Annotated in this window: 25 protein-coding genes; 5 read left to right on the plus strand and 20 right to left on the minus strand. The window is 65.3% G+C overall.

Going from position 1 to position 24,158, the window contains the following annotated elements; all coding sequences use genetic code 11:
- The 10 genes from PMI42_RS29505 to PMI42_RS29550 all read right to left on the minus strand — a co-directional run.
- The coding region (locus PMI42_RS29505; RefSeq protein WP_008141278.1) for an SDR family NAD(P)-dependent oxidoreductase at positions 1 to 225 on the minus strand (225 nt) is incomplete at its 3' end.
- 56 nt (positions 226 to 281) lie between these two features.
- The gene (locus PMI42_RS29510) at positions 282 to 872 is read right to left on the minus strand and encodes a thiamine pyrophosphate-dependent enzyme (RefSeq protein ID WP_035966995.1); all 591 of its coding nucleotides are present in this window, start codon (positions 870 to 872) and stop codon (positions 282 to 284) included.
- 5 nt (positions 873 to 877) lie between these two features.
- On the minus strand, positions 878 to 1,420 hold the full coding sequence (locus tag PMI42_RS29515) for a thiamine pyrophosphate-binding protein (protein WP_008141281.1): 543 nt from the start codon (positions 1,418 to 1,420) through the stop codon (positions 878 to 880).
- Positions 1,421 to 1,727: 307 nt separating this feature from the next.
- Positions 1,728 to 2,432, minus strand: a complete 705-nt coding sequence (locus tag PMI42_RS29520) for a GntR family transcriptional regulator (RefSeq protein WP_240535297.1) — start codon at positions 2,430 to 2,432, stop codon at positions 1,728 to 1,730.
- Between the two features lie 108 nt (positions 2,433 to 2,540).
- A complete protein-coding gene (locus PMI42_RS29525) occupies positions 2,541 to 3,284 on the minus strand; it encodes an aspartate/glutamate racemase family protein (protein WP_008141286.1) in 744 nt (247 codons plus the stop codon).
- A gap of 9 nt (positions 3,285 to 3,293) precedes the next feature.
- Positions 3,294 to 4,559, minus strand: coding sequence for an NAD(P)/FAD-dependent oxidoreductase (locus PMI42_RS29530; protein WP_008141288.1), 1,266 nt, complete (start codon positions 4,557 to 4,559; stop codon positions 3,294 to 3,296).
- A 3-nt stretch (positions 4,560 to 4,562) separates the two neighbouring features.
- The gene (locus tag PMI42_RS29535; RefSeq protein ID WP_008141290.1) at positions 4,563 to 6,224 is read right to left on the minus strand and encodes a thiamine pyrophosphate-binding protein; all 1,662 of its coding nucleotides are present in this window, start codon (positions 6,222 to 6,224) and stop codon (positions 4,563 to 4,565) included.
- The gene (locus tag PMI42_RS29540) at positions 6,221 to 7,447 is read right to left on the minus strand and encodes a pyridoxal phosphate-dependent aminotransferase (protein WP_008141292.1); all 1,227 of its coding nucleotides are present in this window, start codon (positions 7,445 to 7,447) and stop codon (positions 6,221 to 6,223) included. The genes PMI42_RS29535 and PMI42_RS29540 overlap by 4 nt, the downstream gene beginning before the upstream one ends.
- Before the next feature lie 10 nt (positions 7,448 to 7,457).
- Positions 7,458 to 7,811 carry a RidA family protein gene (locus tag PMI42_RS29545; RefSeq protein WP_008141293.1) on the minus strand — a complete coding sequence of 118 codons (354 nt, stop codon included), beginning with the start codon at positions 7,809 to 7,811 and terminating at the stop codon, positions 7,458 to 7,460.
- Between the two features lie 18 nt (positions 7,812 to 7,829).
- Positions 7,830 to 8,747 (minus strand): NAD(P)-dependent oxidoreductase, encoded by a 918-nt coding sequence (locus tag PMI42_RS29550; protein ID WP_008141295.1) that lies wholly within the window; start codon positions 8,745 to 8,747, stop codon positions 7,830 to 7,832.
- Positions 8,748 to 8,984: 237 nt separating this feature from the next.
- Here PMI42_RS29550 and PMI42_RS29555 point away from each other — a divergent pair, with 237 nt between their 5' ends.
- Genes PMI42_RS29555 through PMI42_RS29570 form a run of 4 tightly spaced genes read left to right on the plus strand, consistent with a single transcriptional unit; the run spans position 8,985 to position 12,020 of the window.
- The gene (locus PMI42_RS29555; protein ID WP_008141297.1) at positions 8,985 to 9,821 is read left to right on the plus strand and encodes a transporter substrate-binding domain-containing protein; all 837 of its coding nucleotides are present in this window, start codon (positions 8,985 to 8,987) and stop codon (positions 9,819 to 9,821) included.
- 13 nt (positions 9,822 to 9,834) lie between these two features.
- Positions 9,835 to 10,497 carry an amino acid ABC transporter permease gene (locus tag PMI42_RS29560; protein ID WP_008141298.1) on the plus strand — a complete coding sequence of 221 codons (663 nt, stop codon included), beginning with the start codon at positions 9,835 to 9,837 and terminating at the stop codon, positions 10,495 to 10,497.
- Positions 10,494 to 11,252, plus strand: a complete 759-nt coding sequence (locus PMI42_RS29565; RefSeq protein ID WP_008141300.1) for an amino acid ABC transporter ATP-binding protein — start codon at positions 10,494 to 10,496, stop codon at positions 11,250 to 11,252. Before PMI42_RS29560 ends, PMI42_RS29565 begins: the two co-directional genes overlap by 4 nt.
- A 39-nt stretch (positions 11,253 to 11,291) precedes the next feature.
- Positions 11,292 to 12,020, plus strand: a complete 729-nt coding sequence (locus PMI42_RS29570; RefSeq protein ID WP_008141302.1) for an aspartate/glutamate racemase family protein — start codon at positions 11,292 to 11,294, stop codon at positions 12,018 to 12,020.
- Between the two features lie 61 nt (positions 12,021 to 12,081).
- On the opposite strand, the gene PMI42_RS40165 is transcribed toward PMI42_RS29570, so the two are convergent.
- From PMI42_RS40165 to PMI42_RS29585, 4 genes are all read right to left on the minus strand, one after another.
- Entirely contained in the window at positions 12,082 to 12,240 is a 159-nt protein-coding gene (locus PMI42_RS40165; protein ID WP_008141305.1) for a hypothetical protein, read from the minus strand.
- 127 nt (positions 12,241 to 12,367) lie between these two features.
- Complete coding sequence (locus PMI42_RS29575) at positions 12,368 to 14,044, minus strand: carboxylesterase/lipase family protein (protein ID WP_008141307.1); 1,677 nt, start codon at positions 14,042 to 14,044, stop codon at positions 12,368 to 12,370.
- On the minus strand, positions 14,041 to 15,540 hold the full coding sequence (locus PMI42_RS29580; RefSeq protein ID WP_008141309.1) for a carboxylesterase/lipase family protein: 1,500 nt from the start codon (positions 15,538 to 15,540) through the stop codon (positions 14,041 to 14,043). The genes PMI42_RS29575 and PMI42_RS29580 overlap by 4 nt, the downstream gene beginning before the upstream one ends.
- Positions 15,541 to 15,563: 23 nt before the next feature.
- Complete coding sequence (locus PMI42_RS29585; RefSeq protein WP_008141312.1) at positions 15,564 to 16,904, minus strand: MFS transporter; 1,341 nt, start codon at positions 16,902 to 16,904, stop codon at positions 15,564 to 15,566.
- Between the two features lie 208 nt (positions 16,905 to 17,112).
- Here PMI42_RS29585 and PMI42_RS29590 point away from each other — a divergent pair, with 208 nt between their 5' ends.
- On the plus strand, positions 17,113 to 17,763 hold the full coding sequence (locus PMI42_RS29590) for a TetR/AcrR family transcriptional regulator (protein ID WP_008141315.1): 651 nt from the start codon (positions 17,113 to 17,115) through the stop codon (positions 17,761 to 17,763).
- A 209-nt stretch (positions 17,764 to 17,972) separates the two neighbouring features.
- Here the strand turns inward: PMI42_RS29590 and PMI42_RS29595 are convergent, their stop codons facing one another.
- The 6 genes from PMI42_RS29595 to PMI42_RS29620 form a co-directional block, all read right to left on the minus strand.
- Positions 17,973 to 18,758, minus strand: coding sequence for an ABC transporter permease (locus PMI42_RS29595; RefSeq protein WP_008141316.1), 786 nt, complete (start codon positions 18,756 to 18,758; stop codon positions 17,973 to 17,975).
- Positions 18,755 to 19,567, minus strand: a complete 813-nt coding sequence (locus PMI42_RS29600) for an ABC transporter permease (protein WP_008141319.1) — start codon at positions 19,565 to 19,567, stop codon at positions 18,755 to 18,757. Before PMI42_RS29600 ends, PMI42_RS29595 begins: the two co-directional genes overlap by 4 nt.
- Positions 19,568 to 19,636: 69 nt before the next feature.
- Positions 19,637 to 20,674, minus strand: coding sequence for an ABC transporter substrate-binding protein (locus tag PMI42_RS29605; protein WP_008141322.1), 1,038 nt, complete (start codon positions 20,672 to 20,674; stop codon positions 19,637 to 19,639).
- Between the two features lie 28 nt (positions 20,675 to 20,702).
- Complete coding sequence (locus PMI42_RS29610; RefSeq protein ID WP_008141325.1) at positions 20,703 to 22,010, minus strand: NAD(P)/FAD-dependent oxidoreductase; 1,308 nt, start codon at positions 22,008 to 22,010, stop codon at positions 20,703 to 20,705.
- Between the two features lie 16 nt (positions 22,011 to 22,026).
- Entirely contained in the window at positions 22,027 to 22,743 is a 717-nt protein-coding gene (locus tag PMI42_RS29615; protein WP_008141327.1) for an HAD family hydrolase, read from the minus strand.
- 35 nt (positions 22,744 to 22,778) lie between these two features.
- Positions 22,779 to 23,858: an ABC transporter ATP-binding protein gene (locus PMI42_RS29620; protein WP_008141329.1), complete on the minus strand. Its 1,080-nt coding sequence runs from the start codon at positions 23,856 to 23,858 to the stop codon at positions 22,779 to 22,781.
- Between the last annotated feature and the right edge of the window lie 300 nt (positions 23,859 to 24,158).

The raw sequence follows: 24,158 nt of genomic DNA on the forward strand, positions 1-24,158 counted from the left end.
GGGGGGGGGGGGGAGCCGATCTACGTCTGCGCGCTTCGCGACATTGCCAGCGACGGTGCGCAAGGCATCGGGCCGGCCCAGCTCGGCGGCCGTCGCGGCGAGCCCATCGGCATCGACGTCCGAGATGACGACCTTGACGCCGTCGTCGAGAAATCGCTTCGCGCAGGCCTTGCCGATGCCACGCGCCGCGCCGGTGATGGCGGCGACCTTGCCGGATAGTTTCATGGTCTCACTCCAGGATAGCTGCTCAGGCAGCGGGCTATCCCGGACAGAGCCCCGGTTCAAGCCGCCGCAAATCCGAGATGAGCACGGAAGCGGTTCTTGATAAAGACGGCATCGCGCGAGGGCAGCGAACGCGGCGGATTTTCAGCCAGAACCTTGACGACAAAAAGCCGCGGGCCATCGGCCGGCTCAGCAATTTGCTTTGCGAGGCCTTGCACCTCCTCGAGCGTCCGAACAATTGCGGCTGCGACAAAGCCACAGGCCATGGCAATCGCCGTGAGATCGACACCGCGGCCGGTGTGGCTCGCCTGCATCCCGGTCTCGCCAAAATGCTGGTTATCGATCACGACGATGTCGAGATTGCGCGGGCGTGCGACGCCGATGGTGGCGATGCCGCCGAGGCCCATCAGCTGTTCGCCGTCGCCGGTCAAAGCGAGGACGCGCCTGGAAGGCTGCGCCTGCGCGAGCCCGAGGCCGATCAGCGCGGCGCCGCCCATGGCGCCCCAGAGATAGAAATTGCCGTCGTGGTCGCCCGCCGCATGCAGGTCGTAGGTGGGCGAGCCGAGGCCGGAGACGACCAGCGTATTCCTGCGGTCCTTCAGAAGAGCCGCGACAGCGGCGCGGCGGTCGAGCTGAGAGGGGTTGGACATCGACATCACCACTTCTTCTTGCCGATCAGGCGCTGCCCGATCAGAACCGCGATCTGCTGGTCAGATTCGTAAGCGAGCGACGCCGCAGACTCGACCGTCTCGACCAGATCCTCCGCCGTCTCCGCGCGCATCACCTTCAACCCGATCGCCTCCAGCGAGGGCTGCGTCGCCCGGCTCATCGGCACCTGCCATGGATTGAACTCGGCCCATTCGCCGCGCATCGTCACCAGCATCAGCAGCGGAAAGCGGCCGATCGCCGACAGCGACAGCATGTTGATGCAATTGCCGACCCCGCTCGACTGCATCAGCAGCACGCTGCGCTGTCCACCGAGCCAGGCACCCGCGGCGATGGCGATGCCCTCCTCTTCCGTCGTCAGCACGTTGGTGGTGACGTCACGGTCGGCCGAGAACATGCGGATGAGCTGGCTGTGGCCGGCGTCTGGCACATACGACATCTGCCGGACGTCGGCGGCCTTGAGGATGCGATAGAGCTCGCTCGGCCAGTCGTCGCTTGCGCGCGTGTCGTGATTGGGTTGAGGGCTGTGCACCGCTTGTCTCCGTGAATTTCGAGCGGCACGCTAGCGATTATTCCGCGCGATGGCTCTGACCGTCTGGCATGAGCAGATATCGAGGGATTGTATAGCTGGTGGAATAGCGCGATGCGCGTTGCTGCGCCCTCTCCCCTTGCGGGAGAGGGCATCACCGCGGGTTGATACGCGCTCACCAGGGTGAGGGGTATGTCTCCGCGCATTCATACGCCTCGGTATGCGCGGATAGATACCCCTCATCCGGCGCTTCGCGCCACCTTCTCCCGCAAGGGGAGAAGGGAAGAGCACCGTCGCTCGGGCTCGCTACCTAATTCGCCGCAGATCTCGCCACCGCCGGCATGTAGATCTGCGCGTAGCCCTCCTTGATCGCGGACGTAATTCGGTCGAGGCGGCGGTCGATGTGCTTCTCCAGCACCGAGACGCAAACCTCTTCGTTCCGCGCCTTCAGGCCTTCGATCACCGCGCGGTGCTCGGCCTGGGTGTTGGAGCGATTGATGCTGTCCATGTCGATCCAGCGCACGAAACGGATGCGGGCGTTGACGTTGCGCAGCACGCGCAGCATCTCGGCATTGTTGGACATGCCCATCAGCCGCTCGTGAAAGGTCTCGTCGAGCTCGACCAGTTCCACTGATGAGCGCTCGCCCGGATCGGGTCCGGTGGCTTCGAGGAATTTCAGGAGCGCGTCGATGTCCTCGTCCCTGGCGCGCTTGATGGCGAGGCGGATCGAGGCAACCTCGATCGACTTGCGCAGCTCGTAGAGATCGAAGATCTCGTGCGCGTCGAGTTCACGGCAAAAGAAGCCCTTGCCGGGCGTGAAGCGCAGAAAGCCTTCGGTGTTGAGACGGTTGAGCGCTTCGCGCAGCGGCGTGCGGCTGACGCCGAGGCGTTTTGCCAGCTCGCCCTCGTTGAGCCGTTCGCCCGGCTTGAACTCATAGCTCACGGCCATCGCCTTGAGCTGTTCATAGACGCGATCGACGATACTATCGGAAGCCAGTTCCACGTTGCTCATCATCAGCTGCATTCATGCCCGAACACAGCCCAATATACCGGGGCTGGGGGGATGATTGCAATGCAAACGGCGGCCTCGCACATCTTGTGCAGAGCTTTGCGACGGCTGCAATCAGGCAAACGCGCGCGGGCGCAGCCCAGCATGAAACCAGGTGATCATGGAATAGATATCGTACACTGGCAATCCGACCTCGGCCTGCAACGCGGCCGCATAAGGTGGCATGTTGGTGCATTCGAGCACGATGGCGCCGACATCGGGGTTTTTGGCGACAAGCTGCTTGCCGGCCTCGACCACGTCGCGCTCGGCCAGGCCGACGTCCATGTCGTCCTTCTCGGCCTTGATCAGGACGCGGAAGAACTCCTTGCCGTGCTCGGTGCCCACCAGGGGCGTATCGAGCGGCACGCCGGCGCCTTCGAGATGGGCGGGCGTCAGGGTCGAGCCCGACACCGTGACGAGGCCAACGCGCTTGCCGGGCGGCAAGGTCGCCTGGACCCACGGCACCTGCATCAGCGACGAGGTCGCGACCGGCACGCCAACGGCCGCCGCGATTTCCTTCTGGAACAGCGAGAGAAAGCCGCAATTGGTGGTGATGGCTTCGGCCCCGAGCCGCACCAGATCCTTCGCCGCATCGATGAAGTCGGGCAGCAGCCCGGCCGCGCCCTTCAGCACCACCTTCTCCGGCGAGGCGCCGCTCACCACGCGATAGAGCACGGGGAATGGCCAGGTCGTGCCGTTGCCCATGTCGCCGGGAATGCGGGGAAAGCGCGCTTCGAGCATCAAAATGCCGAGCGGCGCGCCGTAGATGGCCTTGCCGCCGCGGGCGATACGGGAAGGCGAATTGGCAGAATAAGTCATGGTGCGATCTCAGAGGAAGCGAGTGGGCGCGAACGGCGCAAGCGGAATTTCGGGCTGCTTGCCGCTCAGCAGCTGGGCGACGAGACGGCCGGTGCGGGCCGAGCCGACCAGACCGACATGGCCGTGGCCGAAGGCATAGACGATGTCGCGCGAGGCCCGCGCATGGCCGATGCAGGGCAAACCGTCCGGCATGCTCGGCCGATGGCCGAACCAGGTTTTGATGCGCGAGGCCGGAAGGTCCTTCGGCAGCTTCGGAAACATGCTGAGGAGATTGTTGCGCAGGATCTCGGCGCGCTTCCAGTTCGGCGCAGCCTCAAGGCCGGCGATCTCGACCGTGCCGGCGGCGCGCAGGCCCATGTTGGTCCAGTTCACCACCATTTTTGCGTCGGACGCCATCATCGAGCTGCGCGGACCCGTTTCCGGATTCTCGATCATGACGTGATAGCCGCGTTCGGTTTCGAGCGGCAGGGGATCGCCGACCGACGCGGTGAGCCGTTTTGAATGCGCACCGGCCGCGACGACGGCCGCGTCGCAAGCGATCTCGCCGGTCTCGGTGACGACGGCCACGAGCCTGTTGCCGTTCAGCTTGAGCCCGGTCGCCTTGGCATGCACGAGCTTGGCACCGCTCGCGAGCGCGTGTTGGGCAAGAGCCGCAACGTAAGCGCCGGGATCACGGCAGCGGCCGGCCTCCTCCACGACCACGCCAAAGGTGTAGCGCGGATGCAAGTCGGGCTCGCGCTGACGCATCTCGTCGGCGTTGAGCTCCATCCATTGCACGCCGACCTTCTTGCGCAGGCGCCAGCCGAGGTCGCTGTCGAAATTGCCGCGCGACGGGAACACGTGCATCACGCCGTTGCGCTCGACCAGCTCAGGCACACCTGCTTCTTCGGCGAGCTTCCGGTGCAGCAGCGGCGCGTCCTTGAGGAGATCACGCAACGCGAACGCAGTCTTCTCGACCCGCGCCGCGGTCCATCCCGAGAGCAGATATTTGATCAGCCAGGGCAAGGCCTTCGGCAGATAAGACCAGCGGATCGCGAGCGGGCCGAGCGGGTCCATGAGATAGCCCGGCACCTTCTTCCAGATGCCCGGCTCGGCCGGCGGGATCACCGAATGCGAGGAGAGCCAGCCGGCGTTGCCGTAGCTCGCCGCCTGTTCGCCACCGGGCTCGCCGGGATCGATCAGCGTGACGCGATGACCCTCGCGCAGCGCCTCGATGGCGCTGATCACGCCGATTGCGCCGGCTCCGATGATGGCGACGTGGCGGCCTTCCGACATCGCTTACGCCTTCACTGCGGGGGTAAAATCCTTGCCGACCGAGATCGCGCGCGGATCGATGATGCAGTGGAGGATCGACGGCTTGCCCGAGGCCAGCGCACGCTCGAACGCCGGCGCGAAATCCTCGGTGCGCTCGACCCGCTCGCCATGACCGCCGAACGCCTTTGCGTACATCGCAAAGTCGGGGTTCTTGAGCTGGGTGCCGACGACGCGGCCGGGATAGTCGCGCTCCTGGTGCATGCGGATGGTGCCGTATTGCGAATTGTCGACGACGATAACCACCAGCGGCGCGTCGTACTGAACGGCGGTCGCAAATTCCTGGCCGTTCATCAGGAAGCAGCCGTCGCCGGCAAAGGCAATGACGGTACGGTCAGGATATTGCCGCTTGGCGAGCACGGCCGCCGGCACGCCATAGCCCATCGAGCCCGAGGTCGGCGCGAGCTGGGAGGCAAAGCTGTGGAAGCGATGGTGGCGATGGATCCAGCCGGCGTAGTTGCCGGCGCCGTTGCAGACGATCGCGTCCTTGGGCAGGCGATCGCGCAGCCAGGTCATGACCTGACCATACTGGAACGTGCCCGGCAGCTCGCGCGCCTTCTCTGTCCAGGCGAGGTAATCGGCATGCGCCTTGGCGGCCTCGCCCTTCCAGGCAACCGCGCCCGCGGGCTTCAGCGCCTCGACGGCGGCGGCAAAGGCGGCGGGCGTGGCCTGGATCGCGAGCTCCGGCTGATAGACGCGGCCGAGCTCTTCCGAGCCCGGATGCACATGGATCAGCTTCTGCTTCGGCGTCGGAATGTCGAGCAGCGTATAGGACGAGGACGGCATCTCCGACATGCGGCCGCCGATCAGGAGAACGACATCGGCATTGTCGATGCGCGCCTTCAGGCCCGGGCTCGGCCCGATGCCCATATCGCCGGCATAATGCGAATGATCGGCGTCGATCAGCGAGGCGCGGCGGAACGAGGTCGCGACCGGCAGGTCGAAGCGCTCGGCAAAGCGCGCGATGCTCTTGGTTGCTGCATCGGTCCAGCGCGAGCCACCGAGTATGACGAGCGGCGCCTTGGCGCCGGCAAGCATGGCGCTGACGCGCTCAAGATCCGCCGGCGCGGGCCAGCTCACCGCCGGCTCGATCCGCATCGCATCGGCGACAGCGGCAGTTTCGGTCAGCATGTTCTCCGGCAGCGAAATCACCACGGGGCCGGGACGGCCCTGCATGGCGACGCGGAAGGCGCGCGCGACCAGCTCCGGAATGCGGTCGGGGCGATCGATCTCGACCACCCATTTCGCCATGGTGCCGAACACCGCCTTGTAGTCGAGCTCCTGGAACGCCTCGCGCTCGAGCATGCCGGTGTCGACCTGGCCGACAAACAGGATCATCGGCGTCGAGTCCTGCATCGCGATGTGGACGCCGTGGCTGGCATTGGTTGCGCCGGGGCCGCGGGTGACGAAGCAGATGCCCGGGCGTCCGGTGAGCTTGCCATAGGCCTCCGCCATCATCGCAGCGCCGCCCTCGGCGCGGCAGATCATGACGTCGATCGGGCTGTCATGCAGCGCGTCCAGCGCCGCGAGATAGCTCTCGCCCGGCACGCAGGTGACGCGCTCGACGCCCTGGGCGACGAGCTGATCGATCAGGATCTGGCCCCCGGTGCGGGTGTTGCGAATGGTCATGACAGCTCCCTAACGGCTTTGGCGATGCGCATCACGGCCTCGCGCAGATTTTGTTCCGAGGTGGCGTAGGACAGGCGGAAATAAGGTGCAAGGCCGAAACAGCTGCCCGGCACCACGGCCACGTCATGCCTCTCCAGCAAGAAGCGGCAAAACGCAGCATCGCTGTCGATCGTGGTGCCATCCGGCGTGCGGCGCCCGATCAACCCGGCGCAACTCGCATAGGTGTAGAACGCACCCTCCGGCCGGCGGCAGCTGGCGCCGTCGATGGCGTTGAGCGCATCGACCACGATATCCCTGCGGCGATGGAACGCGGCGCGGCGCTCGATGAGAACGTCTTGCGGGCCGGTCAGCGCGGCAATCGCGGCGGCCTGGCTCACCGAGCACGGGTTGGTCGTGCTCTGGCTTTGCACCACCGCCATCGCCGCGATCAGCTCGCGCGGACCGCCGCCATAGCCAACGCGCCAGCCGGTCATGGCGTAAGCCTTGGAGACGCCGTTCACCGTCAGCGTGCGCGATTTCAGGGCCGGCTCGAGCGCCGCCGCCGTGACGAACGGCATGCCGTCATAGATCAGGTGCTCGTAGATGTCGTCGGCCATCAGCCAGACATGTGGATGGCGCCTGAGCACATCCAGGATCGGGCGCAGCTGCGCCGCCGAATAGGCCGCGCCCGTCGGATTGGACGGCGAGTTCAGCAGCAGCCAGCGCGTCTTCGGCGTGATCGCACGCTCGAGATCGGCGGCATCGAGGCGAAAGCCGTTCTCTTCGCGGCAGAGCACGTCGACCGGCGTGCCGTCGGCGATGCGCACCATATCGGCGTAGCTGGTCCAGTAGGGCGCGGCGAGGATCACCTCGTCGCCGGGGCTCAAGCTCGCCATGAAGGCGTTGTGGATCACCTGCTTGGCACCGGCCCCGGCGGTGATCTCGTCGGCGGCATAGACGAGATCGTTCTCGCGGCGGAATTTTTCGGCGATCGCCGCCTTCAATTCCACCGTGCCGTCGAGGGTCGTGTATTTGGTCTGCCCGGCGCGGATGGCACGCAGAGCGGCGTCCTTGACGTGGTCAGGCGTATCGAAATCAGGCTCGCCGGCGCCGAGCACGATCACCGGCCGCCCCTCGCGCTTGAGCCGCTGCGCGACCGCGCCGATCTTGAGGATCTCGGAGACGCCGATCGCGCCGATGCGCCGGGCGGGGCGGAAGGTCGATGCGGGAGCCTGCACAGTCACGGCCGAGCCTTTACTTGCGCGCGGCGATCGCGATCACCTCGATGCGGAAGGCGGGATCGGCGAGCTCGACCTTGCCGCAAGCGCGGGTCGGCGTGTTGCCGGGCACGACCCAGGCGTCATAGACCGCGTTCATGGCGTCGAAATCGTCCATGGTCTTGAGCCAGACCTGCACGCTGAGCAGGCGCGACTTGTCGGTGCCGGCGCGCGCCAGCATGTCGTCGACCTTGGCCAGCGCCTCCTTGGTCTGCTGGGTGATGTCGGCGATCTTGGTGTCAGCCACTTGTCCTGCGAGGAAAACGAGATCGCCGAACACGGAGGCGCGGCTGCGGCGGGCGTTCTGGTCGATGCGGGTAATGTCCGACATGGGATGTCCTCTTACTTGTTATTTGCCGGTGGCGATGATGCGGCGGCAATGATCGAGCGCGGCGCCGATGAGGTTGTCGCTCGCCTCCGGCGTGCGGAATGCCGAATGCGCCGACAGCGTCACGTTGGGCAGTTTTGTCACGGGATGTCCGGCGGGGAGCGGCTCGATGGTGAAGACATCGAGGCCGGCGTGCGCGATATGGCCTGAACGGAGCGCATCGAGCATCGCGTCTTCATCGACGATCGCGCCGCGCGCCGTGTTGATCAGAATGCTCCCCTTGCGCATCTGCGCGATGCGCTCGCGCGACAGGAAACCCTTGGTCTCGTCGTTGAGGAGAAGATGCAGCGAGACGACGTGGCTCTCGGCCAGCAGCTTCTCCAGCGACACGAACTCGACACCCGGATGGGTCTTCGGCGTCCGGTTCCAGGCGATCACCTTCATGCCGCAGCCCGCCGCCATCCGCGCGGCTTCCGCGGCGATGCCGCCGAAGCCGATCAGGCCGAGCGTCTTGCCGGTGAGCTGCACCGCGTCGCGGCGCAGCCAGTTGCCCTCGCGCATGCCGCGGTCCATCTCGCCGAAATTGCGCGCCGAGGCCCACATCAGCGCGATCGCACACTCGGCGACGGCCGTGTCGCCGTAACCCTTGATGATATGGACGGAGATGCCGCGCTCGGCGAGCTCGTCCGGATTCATGTAGCTGCGCGGGCCGGTGCCGAGGAACACGACATGCTTCAGCCTCGCGCATTTCTCTGCGATCGCCGTCGGCACCGCGGTATGATCGACGATCATGATCTCGGCATCGCCGAGCAGACCGGGCAGATCGTCGGGCTTGATCGAGGGATTGCGGTTGATGCTGACCGGCAGCTTCTGCGAGGCCAGCAGCTTGTCGGTCACCCCTGCCAGGGTCTCGTTGGCATCGACGAATAGGGCGCGCACAGGCCTCTCCTTCAGCTCATTTCCATATTGCGTTCAGTTTTGTATTCAGACTTGAATGCTATTTGCAATCCCTGGCTTTCAGGAATTTTGCCCAATCCTGCCAAGATATTGGGCTCCTTTCTGCCTTGCCGCCCAAATGGCCAGCAATTCGAAATACCGTATTGCATTTTATCCTGAATACAGAAATAGTCCAGAGGCCGGAGACGATCCGACCCAAATTCCAGGGAGACAAAGACCATGAATCGCAGGGATGCGCTCACCACCGTCGCGCTGGCTGGCGCAGCGATTGCCGCCGCGGGCGGCGCGGCCAGGGCCGACGCACCGGCTTCCACGCTCGACCGCATCAAGAAGAACGGCGTGCTCCGCGTCGCCGTCATCGTCGGACAGGAGCCCTACTTCCATAAGGACCTCGCCACCAACGAATGGTCGGGAGCCTGCATCGACATGGCCAAGGACATCGCGAGCAAGCTGGGCGCCAAGGTCGAGACGCTGGAATCGACCTGGGGCAACCAGATCCTGGACCTGCAGGCCGACAAGGTCGATCTCGCCTTCGCCGTGAACCCGACACCGGAGCGCGCGCTGGTCATCGACTTCTCGACCCCGATCCTGGTGCACTCCTTCACCGTCATCACCAAGAAGGGTTTTGCCAAGCCGCAGACCTGGGCCGAGCTCAACAAGCCCGAGGTCAAGATCGCCGTCGACATCGGCTCGACCCACGAGACCATCGCCCGCCGCTACTGCCCGAAGGCGACCATCCTGGGCTTCAAGAACCGCGACGAGGCGATCCTTGCGGTTGCGACCGGCCGTGCCGACTGCAACGTCTCGCTCGCCGTGCTCTCGGTCTCGACCCTGAAGAAGAACCCGAACCTCGGCGACCTCGCGATCCCGCGCCCGCTGCTGACGCTGCCGACCAACATGGGCATCCGCGCCGAGAGCGACCGCCGCTACAAGGACTTCCTCAGCGCCTGGGCCGACTACAATCGTTCGATGGGCCAGACCCGCGAATGGATGCTGAAAGGCTTCGAAGCGGTCGGCCTCACCGCCGACGATCTCCCGCCCGAAGTCCAGTTCTGACGGCCGTTCGACGATGTATGTCTGGGAGTTCGCGGCGCTCAAGCCGTATTGGGGCCTGATCGGACAAGGGCTCCTGGTCACCTTGTTCTATACGGTGATCACGGTGGTCGCGGGCCTCGTCATCGGACTGATCGTCGGCATTTTGCGCACGACGGCACCGCGCTGGGTCTCGGTGCCGTTGCGGCTCTATATCGAAGTGTTCCGCTGCACGCCGCTGCTCGTGCAACTGGTCTGGATGTATTACGCCCTGCCCGTCCTGATCGGCGTCGACATGTCGCCGGCGATGGCCTGCTTCATCGCGCTGTCGCTCTATGCCGGCTCGTTCTACGCGGAAATCTTTCGCGGCGGCATCGAGGCCGTCGACGTCGGCCAATGGGAGGCCGGACGCGCCATCGGAATGCGGCGCGGAAAAATCTTCCGCCGCATCGTGCTGCCGCAGGCAACCCAGGTGATGATCCCCTCCTTCATCAACCAGACCATCATGCAGCTCAAGAACACCTCGCTGGTGTCGGTGGTCGCGGTCGGCGACCTGCTCTACCAGGGCTCGGTGATCACGGCGACGAGCTACAAGCCGCTCGAGGTCTACACCACGATTGCCGTGCTCTATTTCGTCGTGCTGTTCCCGCTGACACTGGTCGCCGACCGGGTCGAGCTGAAGATGGGGGCACATCGATGAGTGCTCTGATCGCTGGCAATATCCACAAGGCGTTCGGCGACCATGAGGTGCTCAAGGGCGTCTCGCTCTCGGTCGAACGCGGCGAGGTCGTCACCCTGATCGGCGCCTCGGGCTCGGGCAAATCGACCTTCCTGCGCTGCCTGAACCTGCTCGAAATGCCGCAGCAGGGCGAGCTTGCGATCGGCACGCATCGGTTCGCGTTCGGCAAAGGCTCGCGCGCGCCGAAGGACGCACAACTGGCGCAGCTGCGCGAAAATGTCGGCATGGTGTTCCAGCATTTCAATCTGTTCCCGCACATGTCGGTGCTCGCCAACGTCACCGAGGGCCCGGTGCAGGTGAAGGGCATGTCACGCGCCGAGGCCGACGCGCTCGGCCGCGATCTGCTTGCAAAAGTCGGCCTCGCCGACAAGGCCGACGCCTTCCCGAGCCGGCTGTCGGGCGGCCAGAAGCAGCGCGTCGCGATCGCACGTGCGCTCGCGATGAAGCCGGAGGTGATGCTGTTCGACGAGCCGACCTCGGCGCTCGATCCCGAACTCGTCGGCGAAGTTCTCTCCGTCATCCGCAGCCTCGCCGCCGAGGGCATGACCATGGTGCTGGTCACGCACGAAATGGCCTTCGCCGCCGACGTCTCCACCCGCGTCGGCTTCATGAACGACGGAATCATGGCCGAGATCGGCACGCCCGAGGAAACCATCCGCCAGCCCCGCAGCGAGCGGCTGAAGGCGTTCTTGAGCCGGTTTCACGAGACGCACTAGACTGCCGGCCACGACCATTCCGAATCGATGGGCAGACTTATGAAACTCCGCGGCGGCTTCACCAATTACGGCGAGACAATCGGCATCCTGATGCTCGATACCCGCTTCCCGCGCCCGCGCGGCGACATCGGCAACGCGCTCTCCTACGATTTCCCGGTGCGTTACAAGATCGTGCGCGGCGCGCATGCCACGAGGATCATGGGCGACCAGCCCGATCCGGCCCTGCTCGAGCCATTCATCGCCGCGGCCCGCGAGCTGGAAGCCGACGGCGTCAAGGCGATCACGACGAGCTGCGGCTTCCTCGCGCCGTTCCAGAAGCAGCTCGCCGCCGCGGTGAACATTCCGGTCTTCACCTCGAGCCTGATCCAGGCGCCGCTGATCCACGCCATGCTGCCGCCCGGCAAGGTGATCGGCGTCTTCACCGAACGCGGCCACCACATGAACGAAGGACATTTCCGCGGCGTCGGCTGGTCGCCGGACGAGATCGCCGTCCAGATCCAGGGCATGAAGCCCGATGCGCAGTTTCCCGCCACCTACATTCTCGGCCGCGAGGAGCTCGACACCGACGTGCTGCGCGCCGAGATGATCGAGATGACGGAAGCCTTCATGGCCTCCTGCAAGAACCCCGGGGCGATCCTGTTCGAGTGCACCAACATGTGCCCGTTCTCCAGGGACGTGGCCGAGGCGTCGGGTTTGCCGGTGTTCGACATCAACACCCTGATCAACTTCTTCTACCGCGCAGCCCATCCGGTGCCGTTCCTGCGCTGAACCAGCGCGGGACAGGTGCCGCGATGCGTGCCGGCAGACCGCGCGATGGATCCGCAGGAGCTCAGAACAGAGCGGCGTTGAGGGCGTGTCCGTAGATCATTGCGGCCACGAGTGAGAGCAGCAGGCCCGCTCCCGAGAAGATGACGACGACTTTCAGGGTCTCGACATCGACATTGGTTCCCGTCGCGCGGGATATTGCTCTTGCCAGTGCAGCAATCATCGCCAGCTCCGAAGTGGACCGCGCGGAAGCGAGGCCTCACTTCATCTAGCGTCACTCGCCGCATTCGCGTGTGAAGCAGATTACAGGTGATTGTGCCGAAGCGGCCTGATTGGACGTCAGCTCCGCGCTAGTCCCGCGACACCCGCGGCGTCGACGGCGTGACGTTTGCCGGCGTGTGGAATTCGAGCCGCGCACGGTTCTCCTCGCGCACGCCGCTGTCGTCGCCGAACTCGACATAGGTCTGTGCGTCCTGCTTCCATTGCGGCCACGGCGTCGCCGGCGTGCCCGGATTTCCCGTGCGCGCGAAGGCGACCAGCGTGTCCATCATGCGCTCCGACAGCGCGCGGTCGAACCCGGTCCAGACGCGCGTGGTGCGAAACTTGTTGAAGGTGTCCTGCGTGCCGAACCAATAGGGCACGTCGGAGGTGTGGTAGGCGCCGATCTTCTGCGGACTGTCGAAGAATTCGACACCGGGTGCGAAGGGATGCACCCGCGAGAACATGTACATGTAGAACGGCGCCTTGCCGGTCTTCGCTTGCGCGACGGCCCAGTTGCGCGTGCCGATCTCGACCAATCCCTCGCGTGCGGCTGTTAGCCCCATGGCCTTCGCCTCGCCGTCGGTCTTGGCGGGATAGAGCGCCAGGAAGCGATCCGCCTGATCGCCGTAGAGCTTTCGCGCAGCAACGATGTAGGCTTCGAGCGTGCCGACAGTACGCAAGTCGTTCGAGCTCTCGTCGCTCGTGAAGCCCGCGACGGTCGCAACATCGTTCTGCTTGCCGGCGGCGAAGATGTTCGGCACCGTGTCGGGCAGGACATAACCGTCGATATCGGGCGTGACGGAGATCGTGCCGGCGCAGCCGAGCTGGCAGTCCTTCTGGATCGCCAGGATCTTGTCAGCCTGGATCAGCCGCATCTCGGCGAGCGAGGACGCGCCGAGCGCCGACTGCACCTCGAGGCCGATCTTCTCGGCGGCCGGCAGCGCCGGAAATTTGAAGCGATTGTCGAACATGCTCAGGCTCATCGCGAAACCGCGATGGAACAGGCCCTTCGCCAGCGGGCTCGCCTCGAGCGCCGACACCGACATGGCGCCGGCGGACTGCCCGGTGATGGTGACGTTGTCGGGGTCACCGCCGAACTGCGCGATGTTGCGCTTGATCCATTGCAGCGCCGCGACCTGATCCATCAGCCCGTAATTGCCGGAGGCACGGTGCGGCGATTCCGCGGTCAGCTCGGGATGGGCCAGATTGCCCAAGATGCCGACGCGGTAATTGAAGCTGACGAAGATCACGCCTTTCTTCGCGACGTTCTCGCCGTCATACATCGCCATGCCGCTGGAGCCGAGCGTGAAGCCGCCGCCATAGATCCAGACCACGACCGGCAGCTTCGCGCCCGGTTTGGCATCCGCGCTCGACCAGATGTTCAGATAGAGGCAGTTCTCGCTGGTCGCCTCCTCGCCGAAATAATGATTGAGATTGTGCCGGCGGAGCACCTGGATGCACTCCGGCGCCATCCGGTCCGCGTGATAGGTGCCCTGCCACGCCTCGACCTTCTGCGGCGCGCGCCAGCGAAGATCGCCGAGCGGCGGCGCGGCATAGGGAATGCCGAAATAGGCCCTTACGCTCGACGGCAGCACCTTGCCGGAGACGGCGCCGCTATCGATGCTGACGGGGTCGCCTGGGACAGGCGTCGCGACGATCTGCGCCGCCGCGGGGGAGGCCGTCAGCACCGCAAATGTGCCAAACAGCGAGAGGATCGCAATGGCGGAGCGCCACTGAACGCACGCGGCGCTTCTCAAGATGCTCATCCGGCCTCCCTCATTTTCTTCTTGTCGTTGATGCCCGCGCTCAGTTCCGCCCACAGGCGGGAGCGTACGCCTTCATTGAGAGGGACAATATGGAACGGCTGGCCGAAGATTGCGAGTGGCTCCTGGGCCAGCTCGAATCGCGGCCAGGCTTCCGCGACATCAGGCGCGCCCGATGTGACGAACCGCAGCAAGCTCGCCTGGAACCGCGCGGCGACGTCGATGTCGGCGGGCGTCATCGGCCCGCCCTTGCGCTTCAGGATCGGGCGATCGATGAAATTTGGCAGATGCGCCCACAAGCACGCGTTGTCGGCGCCGTGGGTCGGCCCCTGCGACAGGAACGGCTCCAGCGCGGGGCGATGGTCGAACCGGCTGAGCCACACCGCGCCGCCGGCCGCAGCATGAAGCCGCGCGAGATCAGCCATCGGGCGGTGCCAGAACGCATCCGACAGCAGCGCTTCGTACGGATCCTCCTCGGTGCGCGCGGTGGCGCGGTAGTAGGCCAGCAGACGCTCCCAGCCGGCATCGCCGAGTGCAGCACGCACCTGCCGCTCGGTGGTGCGGATCATCGCGGCCGGCGGCGTGCTCTTCAAGAACATCACCATCTCGTCGCGGCAGGAGCCGAGCCAGAGCGGAATGTCGCGCAAGGTCCCGTCGGCGAAGACATCGCGCGGCTCGCGCGGGATCACGGTGCCATCGAGCACCGGGCCGAACACGGTGCCTGACTCTGTTTCATCCGCGAGCCTGCGGCCGACGCGCTCTACGGCCGCGAAGAGTTTTGGCAGCGGCACAGAGGCGATCGCGCCCGGCTCATCCGCCAGCTCGAGTTCGGCGAGCACGCGGGCCGCGACCTCGTCGGCATGATCCGCGCTCATGATGTTGCGCCCGGGCGCACTGAGCGCGAGGGCACGAATGAACTTGCCCTTGGCCTGCGGCAGGGTTGCCAGCGCAATCACCATGGAGGCGCCGGCAGACTGACCGGACAGCGTGATTGCATCCGGATCGCCGCCGAAATTCGCGATGTTGGCGTGCACCCAGTCCAGCGCGGCGAGCGCATCCGACATGGCGAGATTATTCGCCTCGCCGAGGCCGTGACGATGCAGCTGCAGGAAGCCGAGCGGACCGAGCCGGTAGTTGATGGTGACGATGACGGCGGGGCCGTGCTTGGCGAGAAAGGCGCCGTCATAGTCGGCGCCCCCGCCGGTGACGAAGGCGCCGCCGTGGATGAAGACCAGCACCGGCAGCGGGCGATCGGCCCCTGCCGGCGTCCAGATGTTCAGGCTGAGACAGGCGGTCTCGTCCGCATGATCGAGATGGCCGGGCTGCGGCGCATACGCGCCGTAGTCCGTGCATTCGCGCGGCTCGATCCACGCGCGAGGTGGCGTCGCCCTAGCAAATCGCCGCGCGATGGCGAACGGTATGCCCTTGAAGGCGCGCACGGCCGCCTGCTCGGTGCCGACGACCGGCCCGCTCGTGGTCGGAACTGCGTCGGTCACCATGCGGTCTTCACCCTGTCTGCCACTCAAGCGCGCCGCCTGCCGAGATCGGCGATGTCGACGGTGTGGGTTTCGCGTGCGGTCGCCGCGGCAACGGCCGAGATCACGCAGCAGCAGGCGACGAAAATCGCGACCGGAATCCAGCCGTTCGGTCCCTCACCGACCAGGCTCGCGCTCACCAGCGGCGTGAAGCCGGCGGCGAGGAAGCCAAGCTGGGTGCCGATCGCGGTGCCGGAATAGCGCACGCGGGCCTCGAACATCTCCGCGTAGAACGACGGCCAGATCGCGTTCGGCGCGGCGTAGACGATGCCGGACAGGATCATCGCGGCGGCGAAGATCGCGATCGTGTTGCCTGATGTCACCAGCATGAAGTACGGGAACAGCAGCACGGCGCAGCCGAGCACGCCGCCGATGAACACCGGCTTGCGGCCGATCCTGTCGGCGAGCAGGGCCCAGAACGGCTGGGTGATCAGCGCGGTGACATTGCCGAGCACGCCGGCCCACAGCATGGTCGGGCGCGCCACGCCGAACTTGGAGGTCGCATAGCCGAGCGCGAACACGGCGGTCATCGTGCTCACGGTGGCGATCAGCGCGCAGACGATCACGCGCAGCACGTCGGACCAATAGTCGCGCAGCAGCGCCACGACGGGAAAGCGCGCCACTTTCGCCTTGCCCTTGATGTCTTCGAACACAGGCGTTTCCGGCATGGTTCGCCTTACCAGATAGGCGACGATCAGCACGAAGAACGAGAGCAGGAACGGAATGCGCCAGCCCCAGCTCAGAAGCTGGTCTTCCGGCAGGCTCGACACCGGGATGAACACCAGCGTCGCCAGGATCGCGCCGGCTTGGGTGCCGCTGAGTGTCCAACTGGTGAAGAAGGCGCGGTTGGAATTGGCGGAATGCTCCAGCGTCAGCGAGTTCGCTCCGCTCTGCTCTCCGGCGGCCGACAGGCCCTGCAACAGGCGCAGCAGCGTCAGGATGACGGGCGCGGCATTGCCGATCGACTTCGCGTCCGGCAACAGGCCGATCGCCAGCGTCGAGCCGCCCATCAGCACCAGCGTGAACAAGAGGACCGTCTTGCGGCCGATACGATCGCCGAAATGACCGAGGATGACGGCGCCGACGGGACGCGCGATATAGCCGATGCCGAAGCTCAGGAGCGCGAGCAGCGTTCCGGTCGCCGGATCGACATTGGCGAAGAACACTTTTGGAAAGATCAGCGCCGCAGCGGTGCCGTAGATGAAGAAGTCGTAGTATTCGAGCATGCTGCCGACGAAGCTGACCAGCGCGGCGCGCTTGGGCAGCTTGTTTTGCGTGGCTTCCGCTGCTGACGATGCGTGCAGCGGTGCGGTTGACGTCAACGTCATCGAAATCTCCTCCCCATGTATTCGGTGCGGTTCGCGTCAGGCCATCCCGGCCTGCGCGCGCTTCTGGTTGTTGTTGCCGCAGCTTTGGTTTGGATCTATAATGTACGAACTAGTACGTTTATGCAATACGCGTTGGATCGAAGCCTGCGGGAGCGAAATTTGCCTTCACCTTCAAGGCGATCCATGGAAACTGGCGGGAGAAACAGCGATGCTCGAGCGCATGCCGCCCCCATCGAAGCGCACCAACGACCCTGAGCGCACCAAGCGCGACATCCTCGAGGTGGCGATGGCCGAATTCGCCTCGGAAGGCTATTCCGGCGCCCGCGTCGACGCGATCGCGGCGCGGACGCGCACGTCGAAGCGGATGATCTATTATTATTTCGGCGGCAAGGAGCAGCTCTACCTTGCGGTCCTGGAGGAAGCCTATCGCAGCATCCGCGCCCTGGAGGACCAGCTCGACATCGCAAGCTGCGACGCGCGCGAGGGCCTGCGCCGGCTGATCGAAGCGACTTTCGACCATGACGAGCGCAATCCGAACTTCATCCGCCTCGTCTCAATCGAGAACATCCACCACGGCAAGCACCTCAAGCAGAACGTCCAGTTGCGTCAGCTCAACGCCAGCGTGATCGCAACGCTGGACGGCATCCTCAAGCGCGGCCGCAACGAGGGCGACTTCCGCAACGACGTCGATGCCATCGACCTCCATCTCGCCATCTCCTCCTACTGCTTCTTCCGCGTCGCCAACCGGCACACCTTCGGGGCGCTGTTCGATCGCGATTTGAGCGAGCCCGGGGTGCTGGCGAAGAGCAGGACGCAGATCGTGGAGATGATCTTGGCGTGGCTGGGGACTGGGAAGTGACAGCCCTTCGCAATGACGGCGATGATAACTCCGTCATCCTGAGGTGCGAGTGATGGGGCGCTGAGCGCCCCATCGGGAGCCTCGAAGGATGCACGGCCGAGATGATACAGCCGGGCCGTCGCCCTTCGAGGCTCGCCGAAGAGGCAAGCACCTCAGGGTGACGGTGAAAGAATTGGGCGCTTGCCGCGTGTTGCGACGAGTGCACCCCCTCACCCACCCTTCTTCTGCCGCGCGCTCGCCAACAGCACCAGCATGAACGACGCAGCCGTCATCAGCGTCGAGATCGCGGCGATGGTCGGGTCGATCTCGTCGCGCAGCGCGGTGAACATGCGCTTGGTCAGCGGCTGGTACTGGCCGCCGGAGATGAACAGCGCGACGATGGTCTCGTCCATCGCCGAGATGAAGGCGAAGATGCCGCCCGCGACCACGCTGGACTTGATCTGCGGCAGCGTCACCGCGAAGAAGCTGCGCAGGCGGTTCATGCCGAGGCTGCGCGCCACCATCTCCTGCGCGGGGTCAAAGCTTTGCAGGCCGGCCAGCACCGAGATGACGACATAGGGCAGGCCCAGCATCACGTTGGCGAGCACGAGGCCGGGCAAGGTCGCGACCAGGCCGACCCTGGCATAGACGAAGAAGATGCCGACCGCGGTGATGATGATCGGGACCACCAGCGGCAGCAGCAGCGCCATGTGGATGACGCGCATGATGCGCAGTCTTGATTGGCTGATGGCATAGGCGGCGGCAACGCCGCACGGCGTCGCGATCAGAACCGTCAGAAACGCGATGGTCAACGTCACCCGCGTCGCCTGCATCCAGGCCGGGTTGGCGAAATACTGCTGATACCAGCGCGTGGAGAACGACGGCGGCGGGAAGGTCAGGAAGCGCGCGCTCGAAAAGGAGATCGGTGCGATGATCAGCACCGGCAGGATCAGATAGACCAGCACCAGCGCGCTGATCACGTAGAGTGCGATGCGGGCGGGAGACAATCGCGTCATTTCTGCCCCAAGATGCGATCGAGCGAGATGAAGCGGCTGACGGCGAAGAAGATCGCGAGCACGCAAAGGAGCAGCACCACCGCGACGGCGCTCGCCGCGCCAAACTGGTTGTAGAGCTCGACATTGCGGCTCACCAGCATCGACACCATCACGGTACGGCCGCCACCGAGCAGCTCCGGCGTGATGTAGAAGCCGAGGCAGAGCACGAACACCATGGTGCAGCCGGCGAGCACCCCCGGCAGCGACAGCGGCAGGAAGACGCGCATGAAGGTGAGCGTCGGGCTCGCGCCGAGGCTGGCGCCGGCCTGCATCAGATCGCCGGGGATCTTCTGCATGGTGGCATAGAGCGGCAGCACCATGAACGGCAGCAGGATGTGTACGGTCGCGACCACCGTGCCGAAGGTGTTGTGGACCAGCGCGAGCGGCTCGCCGACGACATCGAGATAGCGCAGAAGCTGGTTGATCACGCCGGTGCGCTGGAGCAGCGCCAGCCAGGCATAGGCGCGGACCAGCACGCTGGTCCAGAACGGCAGCACGACCAGCGACAGGATGAGGATGCTCCAGCCTTTCGGCACGGAATTGGCGAGATAGGCCACGGGATAGCCGAGCAGCAGCGCGATCACCGTCACCGCGAGGCTGATCTCGAAGGTCAGTGCAAAGCTGCGCCAGTAGATGTCCTCGGTGAAGACACGGCGATAATTCTCCAGGGTGAAACCGTCATGGTAGATCGACTGCCAGGCCAGCCAGCCGACCGGCAGCACGATCAGGGCCAGGATCACCAGCAGCGCCGGCGACACCAATGCCAGCATCAGCCCGTGCTCACGGCGTTGATGCTTTTGAGAGGGATCTGGCACGGATGTCGCCAAGGCTGATCTCGCTTACTTCTGCATGAAGGAGGCCCAACGCTTCTCGGCGGCCTCGCCCGCGGGCGAGGACCACCAGGCGTAGGACATCAGCGCCTGCTTGGCCGCGTTGGCCGGCTCGCTCGGCAATTGCGCAGCGCGTTCCGCCTTGATCACGTTGGTCTCGAACGCCTTGGGGTTGCCCGGACCATAGTCGATATGCAGCGGCAGATTGGCCTGGTGCACGGGATCGACCGCCTCGTTGAGGAACTTCACCGCGGTGTCGAGATTCGGCGCGCCCTTGAGAATGCAGAGCGAGGTGCTCTGAAGGATGCCCTGGTTGTAGGTGAAGGCGACCTTGGCGCCTTCCTTGGCGACCGCGCTGACACGGCCGTTCCAGGCCATCTCCATGTCGACCTCGCCGTCGTTGAGCAGCTGGGCCGACTGCGCACCCGAGGTCCACCACACCGTGATGTGCGGTTTGATCTCCTCCAGCTTCTTGAAGGCGCGGTCAACGTCGAGCGGGTAGAGCTTGTCCGGCGCGACGCCGTCGGCCATCAGCGCCGCCTCGAGCGTCGCGAACGGGTGGTTGCGCAGCGCCCGGCGGCCGGGGAATTTCTTCACGTCCCAGAAATCGGCCCAGCTGTTCGGCGCGTCCTTCGGAAAGGTCTTCTGGCTGTAGGACAGCACGCTGGAATAGAACTCGTAGGATACTGAATAAGGACTACGATAAGCCTCCGGCATTGCCGCGCCGTTCGGAATCTTCGAGAAGTCCAATTTCTCGATCAGCCCCTGCTCGCCGCCGCGCAGGCAGTTGCCGGTCGGGGTGTCGACGACGTCCCAGATCGGCTTGCCGCTGCCGACCTGCGTCTTGATCGCGGGCCAGGCGTCGGGAATGGAATCCTGGTTGATGGTGATGCCGAGCTTCTTGGCGGAGGGATCGAGGATCGCCACCGTCTGCGCCTGCTGATAGGCGCCGCCCTGCGAGACGAAGGTGATCTGCTCGGCTGCGTTCGCCGCGGTACCACCGAGCGCGACCGCGCCCAACAAAGCGTAACAAAATTTCGTAGTCATCCTCGCCTCCTCCATCGCCAAAATGATCTCACTGACCGATTGCATCGAGAAACTGGTACCAGCCCGCGACCATGCGCACGGCGGGCTCGCGCAGCGGATAGAACGGAATGGGTTTCATCCGCTTCGCATCGAGCAGCCCGACCTCGGGCGTCTCGCCGCGCACGAAGGCGGCGAGATAGCGGCCCATCAGGCTCGACATCGCGACGCCCGCGCCGTTGTAGCCCATCGCGACCAGCGTGCGGTCGTCGAGGCGGCCGATATGCGGCACCGAGTCCATCGTCATCGCGACGAGCCCCGACCATTTGTAGGCAAGCGGCACCTCGGCGAGGTCGGGGAAGATGCCGACCATCGCCTTGCGCAAGGCGTCGAACGCGGCTTCGGAGTCCTGCTTGCCGAAGGCGCCGCGGCCGCCGAAGATCACGCGATTGTCGACCATGCGGAACCAGCGCATCATGCGCTTGGTCTCGGTGTAGGTGCGCCCCGTCGGCATCAGCTTTCCGGCGAGATTGCGCGGCAGCTTCTCGGTCGCAATGAGCGCGCTGCGGAACGGGATCAGCGTACGCTGCATCTGCGCGGTCGCGCCGGTCAGGTCCGAATAGCTGTTGGTGGCGATGATCGCCTGTTTCGCGCGCACGGCGCCTCGCGGCGTCTCGGCGACAATGCCGCCGTTCTCGCGCCGGAGGTCTATGACCGGCGATTCCTGGAAGATCGGGACGCCGCGGCGCGCGACGCCGTCGGCGAGGCCGCGCAGATAGTTCAACGGATGGATACCGCCGGAGCCGGGATTGAGCACGCCGCCGACGAACATGTCCGAGCCGGTCTCCTCGCGCACGCCGCGCTTGTCGAGGATGCGGACCTCGGCGGAGCCCATCTCGCGCGTCATCCAGTTGGCTTCGTCGATCGCGGCCTTCAGCGTCGTCTCGTTGTGGGCCGCCTTGACTTGGCCGGTGCGGCTGAGGTTTGCACTGGTGATGCCGAACTCGGACACCAGCTCCTCGACGATGTCGGTCGATTCATGCGCGATCTCGTACATGCGGCGCGCCATGGCGCGGCCGTGCATGGCGTCGATCTCGCGGAACGACAGGCGGAACTTTGCGGTGATCACCCCGCCATTGCGCCCGCTCGCGCCCCAGCCGGGACGGTTGGCCTCGAGCACGATCGGGCTAAGCCCGCTCTTGGCGATGTGATGCGCTGCCGACAGGCCGGTATAGCCCGCGCCGATGATCACCACATCCGCCTGTTGCTCGCCGGACAGCACGGGACAATCGCGCGCCGGCTCCGCCGTGGCTTCCCACAGCGAGTTGGCCGATGGCAGCGCGCTCCAGTCCCGTGTCATGCCCGCGCTCACGCCTTTACGCCGCCGGACCGATGGCAGCGTCCGCGAGCGCCTTCAGCGTCGGGAAGTGGAAGTCCGGCTTGGTCAACGCCTCCACCGCCGGCGTGCCGCCGAAACCGGCGATGCCCTGGCGGCGCTCGATCCAGCACACCTTGTAGCCGAGCTTCCGCGCGATTCCGATGTCGTGGTACTGGCTCTGCGCGACGTGCAGAATGTCGGACTGCTTATAGCCGAAGGCGGACTGGCGGCCCTTGTTGTAGGCGAAGAATTCCGGGTTCGGCTTGGCAACGCCGGTGTCGTCGGCACAGACGGTGTCGTCGAAGGGATTGCCGAGCGCATGCGCGTAGCAGGACAGCGCGACGCGGTCCGCATTGGTCATCGCGACCAGCCGGAACCTGGTGCGCAGGCGCTTGAGCGCCTCGACGGAATCGGAGAACGGGCCCCAGCGCAGCACGGCGAGCTGGAACACGTCGCAGGAGGCATCGTCCGCCGGCAGCCCGAGCTCGGTGGCGAGATAGCGATAGACGTGAAACATCACCTCGCTCGAGCGCTCGTAATGCTTGTCGCGGCCGCGCTTGTAGGACTCGAAAATCTTGTCGTCGCTGAGCTCGGCCGGTGTCTTGCCCGAGATCCTGCGCACCGCGGAGAGCACGCCGGTCTCGAAATCGATCAAGGTGCCGACGACGTCGAAGGTGAGGACCTTGAAATTGTTGAAGGCGGCTTGGGTCGACATATCAGGTTCTTCTCTCGGTTGGATGGAGCTTGGGTTCAGTCCACCCGCGGCACGACGATCGTGTCCTCGGGGTGAAGGGTGACGGTGAGGCTGCCACCGAGCGGCGGGATGCGGCTGTAGGCCTGGTGGTAGGCCGGCTGGCGCAGGCTGAGCGCGATGCCGCCTTCGAGCGAAAGGAAGATGCGCAGGCTTTCGCCCTGGTAGACGATGTCGGTGACGGTCCCGGTCAGCCGGTTGCAGGCACCATCCTGCGCGCCGTCGTCGATCAGCAGCTTTTCGCTGTGCACGGCCAGCATCAGGGCGTCGCCGTCGGGGATGGCGCGGGCGCTGCGCAGCAGCGCATCGCCGAGCGCGACGCTGGAGGCATCGACGCGGCGAACCGGCAGCATCGTCGCCTCGCCGATGAAGCTTGCGACGAAGGAATCGGCGGGATGGTCGTGCAGGCGCGCCGGCTCGTCGATCTGGATTAGCCTTCCGTCCTTCATCACGGCGACGCGGTCGCTCATGGTCAGCGCCTCGCGCTGGTCATGGGTGACATAGATGATGGTGGCGCCGATGCGCCTGTGCAGCGCGCGCAGCTCGATCTGCATGGATTCGCGCAGCTGCTTGTCGAGCGCGGAGAGCGGCTCGTCCATCAGGATCAGCTGCGGCTCGAAGATCATGGCGCGTGCGAGGGCCACGCGCTGGCGCTGGCCGCCGGAGAGCTGCGCGATGCCGCGTTCCTCGTAGCCGCCAAGCCCCACCATCGCGAGCGCTGCCCGCACCTTGTCGGGCCAGCTTGCCTTCGGCAGGCGGCGCGCGCGCAGGGGAAAGGCGACGTTCTCGCCGACGCTCATATGCGGGAACAGCGCGTAGTTCTGGAACACGACGCCGATGTCGCGCTTGTGCGGCGGCATATAGGTGACGTCGCGGCCGCCGAAGAGAATTGTGCCTGATGTCGGCAGGATGAAGCCGCCGAGAATGCCGAGCAGCGTGGTCTTGCCGGAACCGGAGGGCCCGAGCAGCGAGACGAACTCACCGGCACCGACATTGAGGGAGACGTCGTCGAGGGCGCGAACCGCGCCGTAGGCCTTGCTGGCGGACCTGATCTCGACGCTTTCCGCTCGCTTCTCCAACGATCGACCTCGCCATGTCCTGAGCCGGCATGCCTCACTGCACGCCATAAGCCTGCTTTATAGACAGGGTTTTGGAGCACTCACGGGCAAAGCGTGCGCCGCACCAAATCTTCTCGCGAAGCCCCTGTGTTTAGGCTGTCATGCAAATGACACCAGACTTGGCAAAGTCAGGCAATTGCCAAATTCTCACGCATCTCATAACATGACGTTATGCCAGAGCTCCGCCGCATGCTGCCCTCCAGCAACGCCCTGTTCGTCTTCGACGCAGCGGCGCGCAATGGCAGCTTCACGGCGGCTGCC

The sequence above is a fragment of the Bradyrhizobium sp. YR681 genome, assembly GCF_000282615.1.
Taxonomy (GTDB): Bacteria; Pseudomonadota; Alphaproteobacteria; order Rhizobiales; family Xanthobacteraceae; genus Bradyrhizobium.